The sequence below is a fragment of the Caenimonas terrae genome, from assembly GCF_042655405.1.
Lineage (GTDB): Bacteria > Pseudomonadota > Gammaproteobacteria > Burkholderiales > Burkholderiaceae_C > Ramlibacter > Ramlibacter terrae_A.
Window position 1 is genome coordinate 184,364 of sequence record NZ_JBHSMF010000002.1, and the last position, 19,674, is coordinate 204,037.

The 19,674-nt window shown below is 69.3% G+C and carries 20 protein-coding genes; 5 read left to right on the top strand and 15 right to left on the bottom strand.

The features are described 5' to 3' along the window. Positions 1-36 precede the first annotated feature (36 nt). From ACFPOE_RS00895 to ACFPOE_RS00915, 5 genes are all read right to left on the bottom strand, one after another. Positions 37-2,310, bottom strand: a complete 2,274-nt coding sequence (locus tag ACFPOE_RS00895; RefSeq protein WP_376848108.1) for a methyl-accepting chemotaxis protein — start codon at positions 2,308-2,310, stop codon at positions 37-39. Positions 2,311-2,333: 23 nt separating this feature from the next. Further along, the gene (locus ACFPOE_RS00900; RefSeq protein ID WP_376848109.1) at positions 2,334-2,864 is read right to left on the bottom strand and encodes a chemotaxis protein CheW; all 531 of its coding nucleotides are present in this window, start codon (positions 2,862-2,864) and stop codon (positions 2,334-2,336) included. A gap of 24 nt (positions 2,865-2,888) precedes the next feature. Next, complete coding sequence (locus tag ACFPOE_RS00905; protein ID WP_376848110.1) at positions 2,889-3,254, bottom strand: response regulator transcription factor; 366 nt, start codon at positions 3,252-3,254, stop codon at positions 2,889-2,891. Next, a complete protein-coding gene (locus ACFPOE_RS00910; protein WP_376848111.1) occupies positions 3,254-3,652 on the bottom strand; it encodes a response regulator in 399 nt (132 codons plus the stop codon). Before ACFPOE_RS00910 ends, ACFPOE_RS00905 begins: the two co-directional genes overlap by 1 nt. A gap of 75 nt (positions 3,653-3,727) precedes the next feature. Then, on the bottom strand, positions 3,728-3,901 hold the full coding sequence (locus tag ACFPOE_RS00915; RefSeq protein ID WP_376848112.1) for a rubredoxin: 174 nt from the start codon (positions 3,899-3,901) through the stop codon (positions 3,728-3,730). Positions 3,902-3,996: 95 nt separating this feature from the next. Here ACFPOE_RS00915 and thiD point away from each other — a divergent pair, with 95 nt between their 5' ends. Together thiD and hemL are read left to right on the top strand one after the other, a co-directional pair. Beyond that, complete coding sequence (thiD, locus tag ACFPOE_RS00920; protein ID WP_376848113.1) at positions 3,997-4,935, top strand: bifunctional hydroxymethylpyrimidine kinase/phosphomethylpyrimidine kinase; 939 nt, start codon at positions 3,997-3,999, stop codon at positions 4,933-4,935. Next, positions 4,919-6,247, top strand: a complete 1,329-nt coding sequence (hemL, locus tag ACFPOE_RS00925; RefSeq protein WP_376848114.1) for a glutamate-1-semialdehyde 2,1-aminomutase — start codon at positions 4,919-4,921, stop codon at positions 6,245-6,247. Before thiD ends, hemL begins: the two co-directional genes overlap by 17 nt. Here hemL and purH read toward each other — a convergent pair. Genes purH through dusB form a run of 3 tightly spaced genes read right to left on the bottom strand, consistent with a single transcriptional unit; the run spans position 6,244 to position 9,144 of the window. After that, positions 6,244-7,815: a bifunctional phosphoribosylaminoimidazolecarboxamide formyltransferase/IMP cyclohydrolase gene (purH, locus tag ACFPOE_RS00930; RefSeq protein WP_376848115.1), complete on the bottom strand. Its 1,572-nt coding sequence runs from the start codon at positions 7,813-7,815 to the stop codon at positions 6,244-6,246. The two genes, hemL and purH, sit on opposite strands and share 4 nt — an antisense overlap. 43 nt (positions 7,816-7,858) lie before the next feature. Then, a complete protein-coding gene (locus tag ACFPOE_RS00935) occupies positions 7,859-8,098 on the bottom strand; it encodes a Fis family transcriptional regulator (RefSeq protein ID WP_376848116.1) in 240 nt (79 codons plus the stop codon). Then, positions 8,095-9,144, bottom strand: a complete 1,050-nt coding sequence (gene dusB / locus ACFPOE_RS00940) for a tRNA dihydrouridine synthase DusB (protein ID WP_376848117.1) — start codon at positions 9,142-9,144, stop codon at positions 8,095-8,097. The genes ACFPOE_RS00935 and dusB overlap by 4 nt, the downstream gene beginning before the upstream one ends. Before the next feature lie 125 nt (positions 9,145-9,269). Here dusB and ACFPOE_RS00945 point away from each other — a divergent pair, with 125 nt between their 5' ends. Further along, the gene (locus ACFPOE_RS00945) at positions 9,270-9,746 is read left to right on the top strand and encodes a YqaA family protein (protein ID WP_376848118.1); all 477 of its coding nucleotides are present in this window, start codon (positions 9,270-9,272) and stop codon (positions 9,744-9,746) included. Positions 9,747-9,753: 7 nt separating this feature from the next. On the opposite strand, the gene ACFPOE_RS00950 is transcribed toward ACFPOE_RS00945, so the two are convergent. The 5 genes from ACFPOE_RS00950 to ACFPOE_RS00970 are packed head-to-tail and all read right to left on the bottom strand — an operon-like array spanning position 9,754 to position 16,251. Further along, entirely contained in the window at positions 9,754-10,692 is a 939-nt protein-coding gene (locus tag ACFPOE_RS00950) for a dimethyl sulfoxide reductase anchor subunit family protein (RefSeq protein ID WP_376848119.1), read from the bottom strand. After that, positions 10,689-11,375: a 4Fe-4S dicluster domain-containing protein gene (locus ACFPOE_RS00955; RefSeq protein ID WP_376848120.1), complete on the bottom strand. Its 687-nt coding sequence runs from the start codon at positions 11,373-11,375 to the stop codon at positions 10,689-10,691. Before ACFPOE_RS00955 ends, ACFPOE_RS00950 begins: the two co-directional genes overlap by 4 nt. Next, the gene (locus tag ACFPOE_RS00960; protein WP_376848121.1) at positions 11,372-14,281 is read right to left on the bottom strand and encodes a molybdopterin oxidoreductase family protein; all 2,910 of its coding nucleotides are present in this window, start codon (positions 14,279-14,281) and stop codon (positions 11,372-11,374) included. The genes ACFPOE_RS00955 and ACFPOE_RS00960 overlap by 4 nt, the downstream gene beginning before the upstream one ends. 7 nt (positions 14,282-14,288) lie before the next feature. Next, the gene (locus tag ACFPOE_RS00965; RefSeq protein ID WP_376848122.1) at positions 14,289-15,584 is read right to left on the bottom strand and encodes an OmpP1/FadL family transporter; all 1,296 of its coding nucleotides are present in this window, start codon (positions 15,582-15,584) and stop codon (positions 14,289-14,291) included. A gap of 40 nt (positions 15,585-15,624) precedes the next feature. Continuing rightward, positions 15,625-16,251 carry a Rieske 2Fe-2S domain-containing protein gene (locus tag ACFPOE_RS00970; RefSeq protein WP_376848123.1) on the bottom strand — a complete coding sequence of 209 codons (627 nt, stop codon included), beginning with the start codon at positions 16,249-16,251 and terminating at the stop codon, positions 15,625-15,627. Between the two features lie 250 nt (positions 16,252-16,501). Between ACFPOE_RS00970 and ACFPOE_RS00975 the strand changes: the two genes are divergently transcribed. Together ACFPOE_RS00975 and ACFPOE_RS00980 are read left to right on the top strand one after the other, a co-directional pair. Further along, entirely contained in the window at positions 16,502-17,656 is a 1,155-nt protein-coding gene (locus ACFPOE_RS00975; RefSeq protein ID WP_376848124.1) for a GAF domain-containing sensor histidine kinase, read from the top strand. After that, positions 17,653-18,312 carry a response regulator gene (locus ACFPOE_RS00980; RefSeq protein WP_376848125.1) on the top strand — a complete coding sequence of 220 codons (660 nt, stop codon included), beginning with the start codon at positions 17,653-17,655 and terminating at the stop codon, positions 18,310-18,312. The genes ACFPOE_RS00975 and ACFPOE_RS00980 overlap by 4 nt, the downstream gene beginning before the upstream one ends. 6 nt (positions 18,313-18,318) lie before the next feature. Here the strand turns inward: ACFPOE_RS00980 and ACFPOE_RS00985 are convergent, their stop codons facing one another. Both ACFPOE_RS00985 and cobA read right to left on the bottom strand, forming a co-directional pair. Then, positions 18,319-18,831 carry an SCP2 sterol-binding domain-containing protein gene (locus ACFPOE_RS00985; RefSeq protein ID WP_376848126.1) on the bottom strand — a complete coding sequence of 171 codons (513 nt, stop codon included), beginning with the start codon at positions 18,829-18,831 and terminating at the stop codon, positions 18,319-18,321. A gap of 2 nt (positions 18,832-18,833) precedes the next feature. Then, complete coding sequence (cobA, locus tag ACFPOE_RS00990; RefSeq protein WP_376848127.1) at positions 18,834-19,673, bottom strand: uroporphyrinogen-III C-methyltransferase; 840 nt, start codon at positions 19,671-19,673, stop codon at positions 18,834-18,836. Between the last annotated feature and the right edge of the window lies 1 nt (position 19,674).

Here is a 19,674-nt window from a genome sequence, read left to right on the forward strand (position 1 = left end):
ACGAGTGCCGGGTGAACAGGAAGCCGGGTCCGCCGCTCAGGCGATCTTGAACCGTGATACCGACTGCCGCAGTTCCTCGGCCATGCGCGACAGCTCGCGCACCTGCTGTGCGGTGGAGCGCGTGCCTTCGCCGGTCTGTTCCGTCACTGCAAAAATGTGCTGGATGTTGCCGGCCACCACGTTGGCGGATTCGGCTTCCTTGGAGGCGGAGGCGGAGATCTGTTCGATCAGGTCGGCCAGCCGGCGCGACACCTGGTCGATCTCGGTCAGTGCGGTGCCGGCGTTGTCGGACAGCTTGGCACCCTCCACCACACCCTGCGTGGAGCGTTCCATGGCGGCCACGGCATCCTGGGTGTCGGTCTGAATGGCCTTCACCAGCGCCGAGATCTGGCGCGTCGCGTCGGCCGACCGCTCGGCCAGCCGCTGCACTTCTTCGGCCACCACCGAGAAGCCCCGGCCCGCCTCGCCGGCGGAGGCCGCCTGGATGGCGGCGTTCAGCGCCAGCACGTTGGTCTGTTCGGTGATGTCGGAAATCAGCTCGGTGATTTCGCCGATCTCCTGGGACGATTCGCCCAGCCGCTTGATCCGCTTGGACGTTTCCTGGATCTGGTCGCGGATCGAGTTCATGCCGCCGATCGCGTTCTGCACGGCCTGCAGGCCGGACTCCGCCGCCATCAGCGACTGGCGCGCCACCTGGGCCGATTCCTGCGCCTGGCCGGACACCTGGTTGATTCGGCCGGCCATGTCGAGCACCGACTGGCCGGTTTCGCGGATCTCGCGCAGCTGCTCGGTGGAGGCGGCGAGCAGTTCGGTCGACGTGCTTTCCACCTGCGCGGTGGTCTGCGCAACCCGGGTGGCCGTGTTCTGCACGTTGCCCACCAGCTGGCGCAGTTCTTCCACCGTGTAGTTCACCGAGTCGGCGATGGCGCCGGTGATGTCCTCGGTCACGGTTGCTTCCTGCGTCAGGTCGCCCTCGGCCACCGTCTGCAGTTCGTTCATCAGCCGCAAAATGGCGGCCTGGTTGGCGTCGTTGACGCGCTTGGCCTCCTGCTCCTGCTGCTCGGCTTCCAGCCGCTGCTGCTCGGCCACCGTCTGGCGCTTGCGGCTGTCCTGCAGCTGCACGTAGGCCAGGCCCCAGGCGCAGGCGACCGCGAAGATCGAGGACAGCGCCAGCGCCAGCCAGGAACCGGCGCCCAGGCCGGTCTGCGACGACAGCTTGCCCTGCAGGTCCTGCAGCGAGCGGCGCAGCGGCTCGCTGTCCGCGACGATGGCGGACTGCGCCTCACGCGCGGAGACCAGGCCCTGCAGGTTGCCCAGGATGGCCCCGGCCTGCGCGCGGGTCTGTTCGTACAGCTTCATCAGGGCCTCCAGGCGCTCGCGCGTCTGCGGATCCTTGGAGCCGGCCAGCCGCAGTTCGGCGCTGCCATCGAGCAGGCCGGTGGCGATTTCCTTGAACGAGTTCAGGTCCTTGCCCAGCAGGAACACTGCCTCCGGGCTGACGCCTTCCATGGTCAGGAATTCGTTGGCCGACTTGCCGATGCGCTGCGTCAGCATCACCAGCTGGCCGGCGGCGGAGATTTCCGCGGACGGCGCGTTCTGCTGCAGCTTGAGCGAGGACACCGTCTCGGCGATTTCCAGCAGGTCGGAGGACTGGCGGTTGATGGTGCGCAGAGCGGTGCCCACCTGGGTCAGGATCTTCTGCTGGCCCATCACGACGGCGGCGTTCTTCTCGGCCCGCTCCATCAGCGGCGAGATCTTCTCCACCTCGGGCTGGTACTCGGGGCCGACGGCGGGGATGTTCAGGCCGGAATCGCCGTTCTTGAGGGCGCGCACGGTGCGCGCCAGCACCGAGGCGCTTTCCTTCACGTCCGGGAAGGCCTGGGCACTGCCCACCAGCGCCTGCGACACCGACTTGGCCAGCCGCTGCGACTCCATCAGCGACTGACCGGTTCCGGCCACCTGCTGGGCGGCGCGGTCCGACTTGCTCACGGCCAGGGCCGCCACCGTGAAGACGACCACCACCGAGATGGCCAGCAGCACGACCAGGATGCGCTGGTGGGCGCCGGCGGTGCGGCGGCCCAGCAGCGGCAGCGTGACCAGCTCGGCGCGGTCCGCAACCGCCGGCTCGATGCTGTCCTCGCCGTCCACGCTGTCTTCGGTTTCGCCGATGCCCATCCCCAGCGAGGCCCGCTGGTCCCGGTGCGGATCGCGCGAGGCCGGCATTCCCAGGCTCAGCGCACCGCTGGGTCCGACCGAGACCTCGTGCGATTTTTTCGAAAAGATGTTCTTGAATTGGTCAACGACGGACATGGTGCTGCCTTCCGGGTACTTTTTTAAGCACTGATGCTCAGGAACTGGGGTTGCTGCGACAGCGCCTGCAGGTTGATTTCCTGCCAGAACGCGCCGTTGGCGTCGGTGTAGCCGCTGCCGAAATAGCCGGGCGAGCCTTCGGCCGGCCCGCTCGACGAAGTGAAAGCCTCGATGTTGCGCAAGCCGGCCAGCCGGTCGATCAACAGGGCGCAGTTGACTTCCAGCGCCGAATTGAGGGCCACGAGGCGGGACTCGGCGCGGGTGGCGTCGGAGCGCACCCCCGGTGCGCGGCCCACCACGAAACTGGCCAGGTCCACCACCCCGTAGAGGCCGCCGCGCAGGTTGGCGACCCCGAGGAACCACGGGTGGGTGTAGGGAACGTGCTGGGCGCTGGCGAACGGAAAGATCTCGCCCGACTGGGCCAGCGGGAACAGGTACTTTGCGCCGGCCGACTCCACCGCCAGCCACGAGGCCGAAACGCCCTCGGTGCGCGCTGCCTGCAGACGGGTTGCGAGCCGGCTCTGGAGTTCTCGAAGTGCTTCGCGGTTAGCCATGGGTCAGGGCATCGGGCCGCGCGATCAGCTCAGGGCCTTGATCTTGGCCATCAGCTCGTCGGCGTTGACCGGCTTGGTGATGTAGTCGCGTGCGCCCTGGCGCATGCCCCACACCCGGTCGGTTTCCTGGTTCTTGCTGGTGCACATGATGATCGGCACGTCGGCATACAGCGGGTCGCGCGTGATCGCACGCGTCAGCTGGAAGCCGTTCTGGCCCGGCATCACCACGTCCATCAGGATCAGGTCCGGCTTTTCCTCGGCCAGGCGGCGGAAGGCGTCTTCGGCGTTCTCGGCGGTCTTCACCGCGAAGCCGTTCTTCTGCAGCAAGTCCGTCATGAACATCAGTTCGGTCTTGGAATCGTCCACGACGAGGACTTTTTTGATCGACATCACATCACTCCTTGTTTTGCAGCGCCGAACTGCTGGACCGTCTGCAGCAGCTGGTCCTTTGTAAACGGCTTGGTCAGATAGTCCTGCGAGCCGACCATCCGGCCGCGGGCTTTGTCGAAGACGCCGTCCTTGGACGACAGCATGACCACGGGGACAGACGCGAACTTCGCGTTGCGCTTGATGATGGCGCAGGTCTGGTAGCCATCCAGACGGGGCATCAGGATGTCGCAGAAAATCAGGTTGGGCTGGTAGTCGTTGACCTTGGCCAGGGCATCGAAACCGTCCTCGGCGAGCATGACCTCGTGGCCGCCCTGCTTCAGGAAGATCTCCGCGCTGCGCCGGATGGTGTTGCTGTCATCGATCACCAGGACTTTGAACCCGGATCCAGGTGTGCTCACTTGACGCTGCTCCTCAATCTGTTACTGCGTTGGGCTGCGGCATCGTCCAGAATGGAAAATTGCTCGTCCCTTTTTTTATATCTGCACCATCTCGAAATCTTCCTTGCGGGCGCCGCATTCGGGGCAGGTCCAGTTCATTGGAACGTCGGACCACGGGGTGCCCGGGGCGATGCCGTGTTCGGGGGCACCGGCGGCCTCGTCGTAGATCCACCCGCAAATCAGACACATCCAGGTTTTTGCTTCAGTCACAGCTTAAAGGGCCTTCGAATAGAATGCAACGATTGTATCGAGGCCGTGTTGCCCACTGAGAGCGCAGCGAGCGGCAACCGGCCGGATCCAGGCCCATGACCAACCCCTCCCCCCCCATTCCCGTCGCAGCGGCGGACGCCGACACGGACGCCGACGCGAGTCCGGCCTGCGTGATCGTCTTCAACGCAAACGATCCGAGCGGCGCCGGCGGCATTGCCGCCGACGTCACCGCCATCGCCTCGGTCGGCGCGCATGCGCTGGCGGTGGTGACCGGCGCCTACGCGAGGGATACCGCGGAGATCTTCGACCATTTCGCGTTCGACGAGGAGACGGTCGCCGAACAGGCCCGCGCCATCCTGGAAGACGTGCCGGTGCAGGTGATCAAGGTCGGTTTCGTCGGCAGCCCGGAGAACCTCAGCACCATCGCGGAGATCGCAGCGGATTACGCAGATGTCCCACTGGTGGCTTACATGCCGAACCTATCGTGGTGGGAGGAAGGCCAGATCGACCTGTATCTGGATGCCTTCCGCGAATTATTGTTACCGCAGACAACCGTGTTGGTAGGAAACCACAGCACCCTGTGGCGCTGGCTGTTGCCGGAGTGGAGCAACGACAAGAGCCCCACCGCGCGCGACATCGCCAAGGCGGCCGCCGAGATGGGCGTGCCGTACACGCTTGTCACCGGCATCCCGCTGCCGGACCAGTTCCTGGACAACGTGCTCGCCACGCCGCAGGCGGTGCTTTGCAGCGAGAAGTTCGAGCGCTTCGAAGCCGTGTTCTCCGGCGCCGGCGACACCCTGTCGGCCGCCCTCGCCGCCCTGGTGGCCAGCGGCAGCGACCTGGCCGCGGCCGCCACCGAGGCGCTGGGCTACCTGGATCGCTGCCTGGACGGCGGCTTTCGCCCCGGCATGGGCAACGTCATCCCGGACCGGCTGTTCTGGGCCCAGCCGGAAGGCGAAACCGAACCGCTCACCGAAGAAGAAGCGCAGGCCCTGCAGGTCTTCGACATGCCAGCACATGACACAAAACACTGAAAAGAGCGGCGCCGCCGCCGTTGACCGCAACCAGCAGCTGTTCGACCGCGCCCGCCAGGTGATCCCCGGCGGCGTGAATTCGCCGGTGCGCGCCTTCCGCGCCGTCGGCGGCACGCCCCGCTTCGTGCAGCGCGCGCAGGGCGCCTACTTCTGGGACGCCAACGGCAAGCGCCACATCGACTACATCGGCTCCTGGGGCCCGATGATCCTGGGCCACGGCCATCCGGCCGTGGTGGAAGCGGTGCAGAAGGCGGTGCTGGAGGGCTTCTCCTTCGGCGCGCCGACCGAGCGCGAGATCGAGCTGGCCGAGGAAATCCTGCGGCTGGTGCCCTCGATGCAGATGGTGCGGCTGGTGAGTTCCGGCACCGAGGCAGCGATGAGCGCCATCCGGCTGGCGCGCGGCGCCACCGGCCGCAGCAAGCTGATCAAGTTCGAGGGCTGCTACCACGGCCACGCCGACGCGCTGCTGGTCAAGGCCGGCTCCGGCCTGGCCACCTTCGGCAACCCCACCAGCGCCGGCGTGCCGCCGGAGGTGGTGCAGCACACCCTGGTGCTCGAATACAACAACATCCAGCAGCTGGAAGAGGCGTTCGCGCTGCACGGCGACGAGCTGGCCTGCCTGATGATCGAGCCGATCGCCGGCAACATGAATTTCGTCCGGGCCTCGGTCCCGTTCATGCAACGCTGTCGTGAACTTTGCACCAGGCACGGCGCGCTGCTGGTGTTCGACGAGGTCATGAGCGGCTTCCGCGTCGCGCTCGGTGGCGCCCAGAGCATCTATGCCAGGGCCATCCCCGGCTTCGCGCCGGACATCTCGGTGCTGGGCAAGGTGATCGGCGGCGGCATGCCGCTGGCGGCCTTCGGCGGCCCGCGTTCGATCATGGAGCAGCTCGCCCCGCTCGGTCCGGTCTACCAGGCCGGCACCCTCTCGGGCAACCCGGTGGCCACCGCCTGCGGCCTGGCGACCCTGCGCGAGATCGGCAAGCCGGGTTTCTTCGACGCGCTGGCGGCGCGCACGCGCTCGCTGGTCGACGGCCTGGCCGGAGCGGCCCGCGAAGCCGGCGTTGCGTTCAGCGCCGACAGCGAGGGCGGCATGTTCGGCTTCTTCCTGCTGGACGCGCTGCCGCAGAACTACGGCCAGGTGATGAAGACCGACGGCCCGCGCTTCAACAAGCTGTTCCACGGCCTGCTCGATCGCGGCGTCTACATCGCGCCGGCGCTGTACGAGGCGGGCTTCGTCAGCTCCGCGCACAGCGCCCAGGACATCGCCGACACGGTCGCCGCCGCCAGCGAGGTGTTCCGCGCCGGCTAGTGCCGGAAGTGCCGCACGCCGGTGAAGACCATCGCGACGCCGCGTTCGTCGGCCGCCGCGATCACTTCGGGGTCGCGCATGCTGCCACCGGGCTGGATCACGCCGGTCGCGCCGGCATCGACCACCACATCCAGTCCGTCGCGGAACGGGAAGAAGGCGTCGCTGGCCACCACCGTGCCGGCCAGCGACAGGCCGGCGTGCTGCGCCTTGATGCCGGCGATGCGGGCCGAGTCCAGCCGGCTCATCTGGCCGGCGCCGACGCCCATCGTCATGCCGTCCTTGCAGAACACGATGGCGTTGGACTTGACGTACTTGGCGACCTTCCAGGCGAACAGCATGTCCTGCAGCTGCTGCGGCGTCGGCTGCACCTTGCTCACCACGCGCAGGTCGGCCAGCGCCAGCGCGCGGTTGTCGGCCGTCTGCATCAGCAGGCCGGAGCCGACCCGCTTGACGTCCATCGCATTGCGGCCGTTGTCCCAGTCGGTGGCGCCGCCCGGCGGCAGCGCGATCTGCAGGACGCGGACGTTGGCCTTGCCCTTGAACACTTCCAGCGCCTCGGGCGTGAAGTCAGGCGCCATCAGCACCTCGACGAACTGCTTGGCCACTTCCTTGGCGGCGTCCGCGTCCAGCGTGCGGTTGAAGGCGATGATGCCGCCGAAGGCCGAGGTCGGATCGGTCTGGAAGGCCTTGCCGTAAGCCTGCAGCGGATCCGCGGCCACCGCCACGCCGCAGGGATTGGCGTGCTTGACGATCACGCAGGCCGGCTCGCTGAAGCTCTTGACGCATTCCCAGGCGGCGTCGGCGTCGGCGATGTTGTTGTACGAGAGCTCCTTGCCCTGCAGCTGCCTGGCGGTCACCAGCGAGCCCGGCGCCGGTTGCAGGTCGCGGTAGAACGCGGCCTGCTGGTGCGGGTTCTCGCCGTAGCGCAGGTCCTGCAGCTTGACGAAACGGCCGTTGGCCTGGGCGGGAAACAGGCTGCGGGCGCCGTCCGGCCCGATGGCGGAGAGGTGGTCGCTGATCGCGGCGTCGTAGTTGCTGATGCGGTTGAAGGCCGCGACGGCCAGCGCGAACTTGGTCTCGTCGGTCAGCGCGCCGCCGGCCTTGAGCTGCGACAGCACCAGCGGGTACTGCGATGCATCGGTGACCACGCCGACGTCCTTCCAGTTCTTGGCGCCGCTGCGCACCATCGCCGGGCCGCCGATGTCGATGTTCTCGATCGCGTCTTCCAGCGTGCAGCCGGGCTTGGCGACGGTGGCCTCGAACGGATAGAGGTTGACCACCAGCAGGTCGATGGTCGCGATGTTGTGGCGCCGCAGGGCCGCCATGTGCTCGGGCAGGTCGCGCCTGGCCAGCAGCCCGCCGTGCACCTTGGGATGCAGGGTCTTGACGCGGCCGTCCAGCATTTCGGGGAAGGCGGTGAGCTCCGCCACTTCGGTCACCGGCAGGCCCTGGTCCGCCAGCAGCTTGGCCGTGCCGCCGGTGGAAATCAGCTTGACGCCGAGCGCGTGCAGGGCCCGGGCAAATTCGACGATGCCGGTCTTGTCGGAGACGGAGATGAGTGCGTTCATAGGTGAGCTTGCGGGACCGGCCTTCGGCCCGGTCCCCGACTGGTTAGGATTTGAGGAGCTTGTGCTCGAGCAGCTTCTTGCGCAGCGTGTTGCGGTTCAGGCCCAGCCACTCGGCCGCCTTGGACTGGTTCTGGTCGGCCTTGGCCATGACCACCTCCAGCAGCGGCTTCTCCACCGCCTTGACCAGCATCTCGTACATGCCGTCCGGCTCGATCCCCCGCAGGTCGCGGAAGTAGCCTTCCAGGCTGGTGCGAACGCACTCCTCGATATGTTTCTTGCTCATGCGCCTGCTTCTGCTGCCTGGTTCTCGTTGTTTTCGCCGTCCGCGATCGACGTCGCGATCCGGTCCGATTGTGCCGCCAGCTGCTCGAAGAATTCCGCCACCGCGGCCAGTTGCTCCTCGCAACTGTCGATCTGGTTCATGCGCCCGCGGAAGGCGGCGCCGCCGTCCAGCGCCTTCACGTACCAGCCGATGTGCTTGCGCGCGCTGCGCACGCCGGTGAATTCGCCGTACAGCGCGTAGTGGTCCTGCAGGTGATCCAGCAGCAGGCGTCGCACTTCCGCCACCAGGGGCGGCGCCAGATGGCTGCCGGTGGCCAGGAAATGCGCGATCTCGCGGAAGATCCAGGGCCGGCCCTGCGCCGCCCGGCCGACCATGATGGCATCGGCGCCGGTCAGGGCCAGCACCTCGCGCGCCCGTTCGGGCGTCGTGATGTCGCCGTTGGCGACCACCGGAATGCGCACCGCCGCCTTCACCGCCGCCACCGTCTCGTACTCGGCGTGGCCGCCGTAGCCCTGTTCGCGCGTGCGGCCGTGCACCGCAAGCATCTGCACGCCGGCGTCCTCGAAGCGCGTGGCCAGCACCACGGCGTTCTTGTGCTGCTGGCACCAGCCGGTGCGCATCTTGAGCGTCACCGGCACGCCGTGCGGCGCGCAGGCGTCCACCACGGCCCGCGCGATCTCGACCGCCAGCGCTTCGTCCTGCATCAGCGCCGAGCCGGCCCACTTGTTGCAGACCTTCTTGGCCGGACAGCCCATGTTGATGTCGATGATCTGCGCGCCGCGCTCGATGTTGTAGACCGCGGCCTCGGACATCATGGCCGCGTCGGTGCCGGCGATCTGCACCGCGATCGGGCCCGGCTCGCCATCGTGGTTGGCGCGGCGCGAGGTCTTGAGCGTGTTCCACAGCTCGCGGCGCGAGGTGACCATCTCGCTGACCGCGTAGCCGGCCCCGAGCTGGCGGCACAGCTGGCGGAACGGCCGGTCGGTGACCCCCGCCATCGGCGCCACGAACAGGTTGTTCGCCAGGAGGTGGGGGCCGATGTTCATGGGACGGGTTGCGCTGCTGCTGAAAAATGAGGCACGATTGTATGCTTACGCCAAAGGGGGCAGAAAGAATAAGTGCGTATGCGCCTACAGGGCCCGGCGGCGCCGCTGCCTATACTCTGCAGCGCATGCAACACTGGCTCGACTCCGTCCTTGCGCTCTTGGCGCTGCCGCAGTACGGCCTGAGTACGCTGTTCCTGGTGTCGTTCATCTCCGCGACCCTGCTGCCGCTGGGGTCCGAACCGGTCCTGTTCGGCCTGCTCAAGCTCAACCCCGACCTGTTCTGGAGCGCCGTGGTCGTGGCGACCGCCGGCAACACGCTCGGCGGGATGCTCGATTGGTGGATGGGATACGGCGCCCACCAGGTGGTCGACAAGTACCGCCATTCGAAGTCGCACGTGAAGGCGCTGGAGTGGCTCGAGCGACTCGGCCCCAAGGCCTGCCTGTTGTCCTGGCTGCCGGTGGTGGGCGACCCGCTGTGCGCGGTGGCCGGCTGGCTCAAGCTGTCGTTCTGGCCCTGCGTCCTCTACATGGCGGTCGGCAAGTTCCTGCGCTATGTCACGATGACGGCGGCGCTGCTCTACGTGTTTCCCGGCAAGCTGTAGCGCCCGCTCAGGCGACGCGCTGGTAATAGAGGTTCTGCGGATGGCGGGCCTGGGCGAAGAAGACCCAGCGCTCGGTCAGCAGGCCCGGCAGCTGCACCCCCACCGCCGCGATCCACGGCAGCGGCGACGCTGCCAGCAGGCCCCACGCCATCAGCAGCGCCGGCAGCACGAACGCGCACAGCATTGCCGTCAGCCGGATGTGGCGCACGCTCGCCGCCGCCACCCCATGGAAGAACTCGCGCGTGTTGAAGCTGCCGGCCGACATGCCCATCGCCAGCTGCGTGAGCTTGCGGGCCCGGATGCCGGTGGCCGACTGCAGCGTGGAGGCCGGCCGCAACCGGGCGTTGCGTTCGAAGCTGGCGAGGCGGACCGCGCCGGCCGCCAGCGTGGCCGCCAGCGCGAACGGCCCCAGCGCGGCCAGCAGCCGGCCTTCGCCCAGCGCCGCGGCCAGGCTGCACGCCAGCACCAGGCCCGACGCCAGGCCGATCAGCGTGTAGTTGAAGACCGTCAGCGGATGGGCCCACTCCTGGATGAAGCGGATGCAGGCGTAGATCATCGCGGTGCACAGCCACAGCAGCAGCGCCAGCGCGATCGTGGCCAGGGCCAGCCAGGCACTGAGCGCGGCCGGCCAGTCGCCGGCCCGCCGCGCCAGCCACCACAGCACCAGCAGGCCGATGAACGCGGGCAGCACGATCACCTCGCGCGACAGCCAGGAGGTGCGCCACATGGCCGCCGCGCGCCAGGCCCGCTCGGGCCGGCCCAGGTGCAGGAAGGAGGCCACCAGGCCCGCCACCAGCAGCGCGATCGCCGCCGCCAGGCCCCAGCCCAGGAAGGCCCCGGACGGCGCCAGCAGGCCGGCCAGCACGCCCAGCGCCAGGCTGACGGCCAGCCCCTGGCCCAGGCCGGCCAGCACCGTGAAGAAGACGACCGACAGTGCCGGGTTCATCGGATGTCGCCTTCACCATCGAGGGCCGGTGCGCTGCTGGATCGGCGCGGCAGGTAGCGGTTGGCCGGCCGGGTCTGCCACTCGGGCATCAGCTCGTAGCCTCCGCGCTCGCGGATCGCCGCCGACACGGCGGAGGCGGGATCGTTGACGTCGCCGAACAGGCGCGCGCCGGTCGGGCAGGCCTTGACGCAGGCGGGCTTGCGGTCCGCCTCCGGCAGGGCCTGGTCGTAGATGCGGTCGACGCACAGCGTGCACTTGGTCATCACCTTGCGCTGCTCGTCGAACTCGCGCGCGCCGTAGGGGCAGGCCCAGGAGCAGTACTTGCAGCCGATGCACTTGTCGTAGTCCACCAGCACGATGCCGTCTTCCTTGCGCTTGTAGCTGGCGCCGGTCGGGCACACCGGCACGCAGGGCGGGTCCTGGCAGTGCACGCAGCTCTTGGGAAAGTGGATCGTGTCGGTGGCGGGGAAGGTGCCGGCCTCGTAGGTCTGCACCCGGTTGAAGAAGGTGCCGGTGGGATCGGGCCCATAGGCGGACTGGTCGGCCAGCGGCCCGGCCGCGCCCGAGGTGTTCCACTGCTTGCACGAGGTCACGCAGGCGTGGCAGCCGACGCAGACATCGAGGTCGATGACCAGCGCGAGCTGGCGCGCCAGCGTCGGCTCCAGGGCGTCGGCCACGCTCATCGCGCGCTCCGGCCGGCGAAGTACGCGCTCAGGCCCTGCCGCCAGCTGCCGGTGCCCGGCGCCGGCGGCACGGCCGCGACCTGCGGAAAGGTTTCGGCTGCCTCGTTGGCGTCGGCCGGCCGGATCCGCACCCGCACGTCGTACCAGCCGGCCTGGCCGGTGACCGGATCGGAGTTGCTCATGCGCGAACCCGGCGCGCCCGGCGCCGGCAGCTCGCTGGAGATCAGGTGGTTCAGCAGGAATCCCTTGCGCGCCTCGTCGGCCCCGGGATCGAGCCGCCAGGCGCCGCTGCCCTTGCCGATCGCATTCCAGGTCCACACCGTGCCCGGCTCCACCGCCTCGCTGTAGCGCAGCATGCAGCGCAGCCTGCCCCACTGGCTCTCGACCCAGCACCAGCCGCCGTCCTCGATGGCGGCGGCGCGTGCGGTGAGCGGATTGACGTGCAGGTAGTTGTGGCTGTGGATCTGGCGCAGCCAGGCATTCTGCGAGTCCCACGAGTGGTACATCGCCATCGGCCGCTGGGTCACGGCGTTCAGCGGGAAGGCGGCCAGGTCGGTCGCGGTTTCCTCCAGCGGCGGATACCAGAACGGCAGCGGGTCGAAGTAGGTGGCGATGCGCTCGCGCAGGTGCGCGGGCGGCTGCCGGCCTGCGCTCTTGCCCTGGGCCGCCAGCCGGAAACTCTGCAGGCAGTCCGAGTAGATCGCCAGCTGGATCGGGTCGTTCTTCTGGCGCCAGCCCTTGGCCATCGCGAAGTCCAGGTAGCCGCGGTTCCAGTTGCGCATGTACTGCATGTCCGCGGGCATGTGGTACTGGAACACGCAGTTGTTGGCGGCGTACATCTCCCACTGCTTCGGGTTGGGCGCGCCGCGCAGGTGCTCGGAGCCGTCGGCGCCGCGCCATCCCATCAGGAAACCCACACCGGGCTGCGGCTGGAAGTTGACGACGAAGTCGGGGTAGCCGCTGAACTTGCGCCCGCCCTCGGGCGTGGTGAACGCCGGCAGCTTCAGCCGCGACGCCAGTTCCACCAGCACCTCCTGGAACGGCTTGCAGCCGGGCGGCGGATCCAGCACCGGCACCCGCACCGAATCCACCGGGCCGTCGAACTCGGAGATCGGCCGGTCCAGCATGCTCATCACGTCATGCCGTTCGAGGTAGGTGGTGTCCGGCAGCACCAGGTCGGCGAAGGCCACGGTCTCGCTCTGGAAGGTGTCGCACACCGCCAGGAACGGGATCATGTACTCGCCGGCGTCGTCCTTGCGCGTCAGCATGGCGCGCGTCGCCAGCGGGTCCATGCTGGAGTTCCACGCCATGTTGGCCATGAACAGCAGCAGCGTGTCGATGCGGTAGGGATCGCCGCGCGCGGCGTTGGCGATCACGTTGTGCATCATCCCGTGCGCGGCCAGCGGGTACTCCCAGGAGAAGGCGTGGTCGATCCGCATCGGCGAGCCGTCCGGCAGGATCGCCAGTTCCTGCGGGCTGGCCGGAAAGCCCAGCGGCGCCGCGTTCAGCGGCGTGTTCGGCCGGATCTGCTCCGGCGCGTTGAAGGCGCGGTAGTTGGGCACGATGTGGCGCGGATAAGGCGCCTTGTGGCGAAAGCCGCCGGGCGCGTCGATCGTGCCCAGCAGGCTCATGAGAACGGCCAGCGAGCGCACCGTCTGGAAGCCGTTGGAATGCGCGGCCAGCCCGCGCATCGCATGGAAGGCGACCGGCCGGGCCTGGGTGCTTTCGTGGCGCTTGCCCCAGGCGTCGGTCCAGGCGATCGGCAGCTCGAAGGCCTGGTACAGCGCGGTCTGGCCGATCTCCTGCGCCAGCTTGCGGATGCGGCCGGCGGGAATGCCCGTGATGGCGGCGGCCCATTCGGGAGTGCAGCTTTGCACGCGGTCGGCCAGCAGCTGGAACGCCGGCGCGACCCGCGTGCCGTCCGCCAGCGTGTAGGTGCCTTCCAGCGCGGCATCGACGCCGTCCGCGACGCCTTCCGGATAGGCGGCGAGCACGCGGCGGCCGGCCAGGTCCCAGACCAGCTTGTTGTGCGGGTTGCGACCGTCGCCGGGCGGGCCGGCCGCCGGATCGAAGGCGAACAGGCCCTCGCGTTCGCCCTCGTCCAGCACCACCAGCTGCGGCGCATTGGTGAAGCGCTTGAGGAACGGCCGGTCCACCAGCCCGGTGCGCACCAGTTCGTGCAGCAGCGCCATCAGCAGCGCGCCGTCGGTGCCCGGCTTGATCGGGATCCATTCGTCGGCGATCGCCGAATAGCCGCTGCGCACCGGGTTGATGGAAATGAAGCGGCCGCCGGCCCGCTTGAAGCGGGACAGCGCGATCTTCATCGGGTTGCTGTGGTGGTCTTCGGCCGTGCCCAGCATCACGAACAGCTTGGCGTGCTCCAGGTCGGGGCCGCCGAATTCCCAGAAGCTGCCCCCGATCGTGTAGATCATGCCGGCCGCCATGTTGACCGAGCAGAAGCCGCCGTGCGCCGCGTAGTTGGGCGTGCCGAACTGGCGCGCGAACAGCCCGGTGAGGGCCTGCATCTGGTCGCGTCCGGTGAACAGCGCGAACTTCTTCGGGTCGGTGGCCCGGATCTTCGACAGCCGCTGCTCCAGCAGCGCGAACGCCTGCTCCCACGAGATCGGCTCGAACTCGCCGGCGCCGCGCTCGCTGCCGGCCTTGCGCAGCAGCGGCTGCGTCAGGCGCGCCGGCGAGCGCTGCTTCATGATCCCGGACGAGCCCTTGGCGCAGATCACACCCTGGTTGATCGGGTGCGCCGGATTGCCGTCGATGTAGCGCACTTCGCCGCCGCGCAGGTGCACCCGGATGCCGCAGCGGCAGGCGCACATGTAGCAGGTGGTGGTCCGCACCTCGGTGTCGGCGTCCGGGTCCGGGCGCGCCAGGGGATCGTGCAGGTGCGGCATCGCAGCTTCAGAACTTGCGGGCCCAGGCGATGCCCAGCGAGTACTGGCGCATGCCGATCGTCTCGTTGCCGGCGGCGCCGGCGCCCAGGACGCCGTTGAACAGCGAAGCGCCCGTGACGCTGGTGCGCGGCGCCATCATGAAGGCGGCAGTCAGCTCGCTGTCGCTGCTCATCGCGTAGGTGGCGCCCAGCGTGTAGTGGGTCCGCATCACCCCGGGCGCGAGGATGTTGAAGGTCACGTCGGCCGGCGTGATCGGGTTGTCGCCGCGATTGATGCCGGCCCGCAGGGTGAGCTTGCTGTTCATCTCCCAGGCCACGCCGAACTTGAGGACGTTGGTGTCGCGCCAGCCGAAGCCCGGACCGTTGGCCGCGCCCAGCGGCGCCTGCGCCGCGCTCGAATTGCCGACCGACGGCACGCCCGAATAGTTGATGCGCTGGTAGTCCATCGCCAGCAGCCAGGCCGGCAGCGGCCGGAACGCGATCCCGGCGCCGTAGTTCTCGGGAATGTCGAAGTCGCCGGCGCCGGCGAACAGGCCGCTGTACTTGTCGAAGCGGCCCATGTTCATCTTGGGCGAATAGGAGGCGCCGATGCTGACCTGGTCGGTGATCTGGCCGAAGTAGCCCACCCGCACGCCGACGCCGGTCGAACTGTCGGTGCCGTTGTTGGTGACGTGGCCCGGCGCCTGGGTGAACGGCGGGAAGCCCGGCGCGTTGTCGAAGGCCTGCAACCCGTTGGCCTTGAAGCGCTGGTAGCCGAGCAGCAGGGATGCGCCGACCGAATGCCGGGGATGGAACTTCCACGCCACCGTCGGCGCCACGATCAGCTGCATCATGTCGATGCCCAGGCTGCCCGCGCCGCACAGCATGTTCGCCGCACCGCCGCCGCAATTGAAGTTGCCGGCGGGATAGCTGGTGTTCATGCCGCCGTTGCCGTAGACGGTGACGCCCAGCGACAGGTCGTTGCTGATCATGCGGTTGTAGCCCACCTCCGGCACCAGGAAGTAGTTCCGGCCGCTGTCGACGCCGCCGTTGAGCGTGGGGAAGCCGGCGCCGCTGCGCTCGGCGTCGCGGCGCGGGCTGAACACGTCGGCGCCGATGTCCAGCCGCGAGCCGGCCCAGACCATGCTGGCCGGGTTGTTGGCCCCGCCCATCGCGTCCTGCGCCAGCGCGGTGGCGGTGCCGCCCATGCCCTTGGCCTTGAGGCCGTAGCCATGGGGGAAATAGCCGTTGGTCGCCAGCGCCGGCCAGGCGAGGACGGCCAATGCCAGGGGCGCCAGGCGCTTGAGCGGGAAGGTGGTGGTCATGCGGTTGTCTCCTTTGGTTTCTGAAAAATGTCTGGGCAGGCTACCAGTGCGCCTGCAACCGGCCTTCGACGACGCGGCTGTCCCACTGCCGCAGCGGGCGGTCGCCTTCGGCGGTGCAGCGGCCGCCGGCCAGCTCGAACTGCCAGCCGTGGCGCGGACAGGTCAGCGTGTCGCCGGCCAGCCCGAGTTCCGTGATGTCGGTGGCCTGGTGCGGACAGCGGCTGTCGAACACCCGCCAGCCGTCGGCCGCGCGGTGCACGAAGACGGCGCGGCCGGCGCACTCGATGCGCCGGGTCTGTCCCGGCGGCAGGTCCGCCGCCATCAGGTCGTGCCAGGCCGGCGCGGCCGGCGCTTGGGCCGGCGCTTCGGCCGGCGGCGGGTCCATCGCCAGCATCACGTCGACGGCCCAGACGATCTTGGCCAGGCCCAGCGCCGGAAAGGCCATCAGCAGCGCGTCCAGCACTTCCTCGCGGCTGCAGCCCTCGCGCAGGGCGCGCCGCAGGTACTGGCGCAGCCCGCGCTCGGTCTGCGCGTGGACCTTGGTGATCACCGAGATCAGGTTGCGGGTCTTGGGGTCCAGCCGGCTGCCGCAATCCTTGAGGAAGGAAAAATAGTGGCCCATCGCCTCGGGCCGGGCCTTGGCCAGGTAGGCCAGCGCGTCGCTCATCGCGCCCACCCCGGCGCCTGGCCGGGGTCGCTCGCCGGCGGCAACGGGCACAACAGCAACAACAGGCGGGCGCGCTTCATCACGGCATTAGGCGCAAGGCAGCGCGAAGGCGTCTATAACCGGGATGGGGGGATGTCCGCGTAACCCTTCTGGGGGATGGGCCATGACCTTACGGGATTGCCCGCATGGCGATGCCTCCAGAACTCGCTTCAATGGGGCGATTCCCAATTCCTTCTACGAGATCCAAGCAGTGTTGCCACCTTCCGCCGCTCCAGCGATCCTTGGCGAGATCGCGTCCAGCCTGGCCGCCGGCAGCGACCTGCGCGAGCTGCTGGACCGTTTCCTGGAGCCGATCGTGCGGCTGGCCGACGCCCAGGCCGGCGCGGTGCGGATGCTCTCGCTGGACGGCGAGCACCTGGAACTGGTCAGCAGCATCGGCCTGCCGCCGGCGGTGGCGCAGGCCGAGCGCCATGTCGGGCACGACTGCGGCTTGTGCGGCCAGGGCGCCGGCCGGCAGCAGGTCGTCTGGTCCACCGACCTCGACGGCTGCGCAGCCCGCACCCACGGCGACTTCTTCGGCCACGAATGCCAGGGCGCGCTGGCCGTGCCGCTGCAGCACCGGGACCGGGTGCTGGGCATCTACAACCTGTTCTTTGCGCACGGCCGCGAGCCCTCGCCGGCCGTGCTCGGCGTGCTGCGCTCGATCGGCGAACTGCTGGGACTGGCGCTGGACAACCTGCGGCTGGAGGCGGAGAACCTGCGCGCCGGCCTGGCGCACGAACGGCAGGCCATGGCCGCCGAAATCCACGACGCAGTTGCGCAGGACCTGACATTCATCAAGATGCGGCTGCCGCTGCTGCGCGACGCTATCGAAGGCAACCAACGGGAGTCCGCCCTGGCCTATCTGGAAGACGTGCGGGAGACCCTCGGCCAGGCCCATGGCAGCCTGCGCGAGATCGTCACCCATTTTCGCGCGCGCATCGACCCGCGCGGGCTGGCCCGCGCGCTCGACGTGCTGACGGCGCGGTTCTGCGTGCGCACCGGGATCGACCTGCACGTCGCCAACCGCATGCCGCACCTTGAGCTGCCGGAAGCGGCCGAGGCCGAGCTGTTCCAGATCGTGCACGAGGCCCTGGCCAACATCGAGCGGCACTCGGGCGCCCGCCACAGCTGGCTGAACGTGGAGCCGACGCTCGCCGGGCTGGAGATCCGGGTGGAGGACGACGGCGTCGGCCCGGCCGGCGCCGGGGGCACTGCCGGCGGGCCGGGCCACCACGGCCAGGCCATCATGCGCGAGCGGGCCCAGCGCCTGGGCGCCGAGCTGAGCATCGGGCCGCGTGCCGGCGGCGGCACCGTGGTGCGCTGCGTGCTGCCATTGCCGCAGGGCGCGGGAGCGCCGGCATGAACGCGCCGCTGAAGATCGTGCTGGTCGAGGACCACGCGCTGTGCCGCAACGGCCTGACCGACCTGCTGCAGCAGCGCGGCCGGATGCAGGTGGCCGCGGCGACCGGCGATCCGGACAAGGTCGCCGCGCTGCTGCAGGAACACCAGCCCGACCTGGTGGTGCTGGACCTGCGCATGCCGACGGTGGACGGGCTGACGCTGCTGCGGCGGCTGCGCGGCGCCGGCATCGAGACGCCGGCGCTGATCCTGACCATGAGCGATGCGCAGGAAGACCTGGCGGCGGCGCTGCGGCTGGGGGTGAAGGGCTACCTGCTCAAGGACATGGACCCCGAGGACGTGATCGCCGCCATCGGCCGCGCCGCCCGCGGCGAGCTGGTGGTGGCGCCGTCGCTGATGCTCAAGCTGGCGCAGATGCTGCAGACCGGCCGCCCCGAGGCCGAGCGCCCCGACCTGCTGGCCTCGCTGACCGAGCGCGAGCGCGAGATCCTGCAGCACCTGGCGCGCGGCGAGAGCAACAAGACCATCGCCCGCGCCCTCGACATCAGCCACGACACGGTCAAGCTGCATGTGCGCCATATCCTGGCCAAGCTCAATCTCAGCTCGCGGGTCGAAGCGGCCGTGTTCGCCGTCGAGGCCCGCGCCGCCGCCACCCGCTGAACGCCGTCACGGGCAGCCGGCCCAGTCGCCCGGCACCTTGCCGACCAGCAGCAGGAAATTCCCGAACGGGCCCATATTGCCCATCGCCTCCAGCCGCGGCCCGTCGAAGCCCAGCCGGCCCAGCATCATGGCGCGCATCGGGCCGTACTCGCCGGCCCCCATCTCGCGCCAGCGCGCCGTCTCGGCCAGCATCTGGTAGTCGGCGCCGCGCTCCAGCGGCGTGCCGGAGGCGGCGCCGCCGTAGACGCATTGCGCCTTGTCGTCCTTCAGCGCGATCCGCATCTCGATCGGGACGCTGCTGCCGCAGTCGGAGCGGCGGATCTGCATCAGCTTGAAGCCGCGCCCGGCATCGTTCCTGATCCAGCCCGACTCGGCCAGCTTGCCGGTCAGGGTGGCGTCGGCATTCCAGGCGCTGCACATGGCCGCGGCCCAGGCCGGCGACATGGCTGCCTGCTGGCTCCAGGATGGCAGCGCGGCCAGCAGGCCGGCCAGCAGCACGGCAATTCGGACAGGATGCATGCTCAGGCTCCGGCGGTGAGGGGTTGGGATGCGGCGATGCCTGCGCTCTCGGTGCGCGGCTCGAACCAGGCCAGCTCGTCGCGCAGCCGCACGACTTCGCCGACGATCGTCAGGCAGGGCGATTCCAGCCCGGCGGCGGCGACAGCATCGGCCAGCGTCGCCAGGGTGGCGCTGACCACCCGCTGGCCGGCCAGCGTGCCCTGTTCCACCACCGCGGCCGGCCAGTCGGGCGGCAGGCCGTGGGCGATCAGCCGCTCGCAGATCGCGGGCAGGCCGGCCAGGCCCATGTAGATCACGACGGTCTGGCCGGGCCGGGCCAGCGCCGGCCAGTCGAGGTCGCAGCTGCCGTCCTTGAGGTGGCCGGTGACGAAGGTGCAGCTGTGCGCGTGGTCGCGATGGGTCAGCGGGATGCCCGCATAGGCCGCCACGCCGCAGGCCGCCGTGATGCCGGGCACCACCTCGAAGCGCACACCCTGCGCCGCCAGCACCTGCAGCTCCTCGCCGCCGCGGCCGAAGACGAAGGGATCGCCGCCCTTGAGCCGCACCACGCAGCGCGCCTCGCGCGCCAGCCGCACCAGCAGCGCGTTGATGTCCGGCTGCGCCAGCGTGTGGCGGCTGCGCTCCTTGCCGACATAGATGCGGCGCGCCTGCGGCCCCACCAGCGCCAGCACCTCCGGGCCGACCAGGTGGTCGTACACCACCACGTCGGCCTCGGCCAGCAAGCGGGCCGCCTTCAGCGTCAGCAGCTCGGGGTCGCCCGGCCCGGCGCCCACCAGGTAGACGGTGCCGCGCGCGGAGCGGTACGCGGCCAGCAGCGCCGGCATGTCGACAAAGGAATTCATG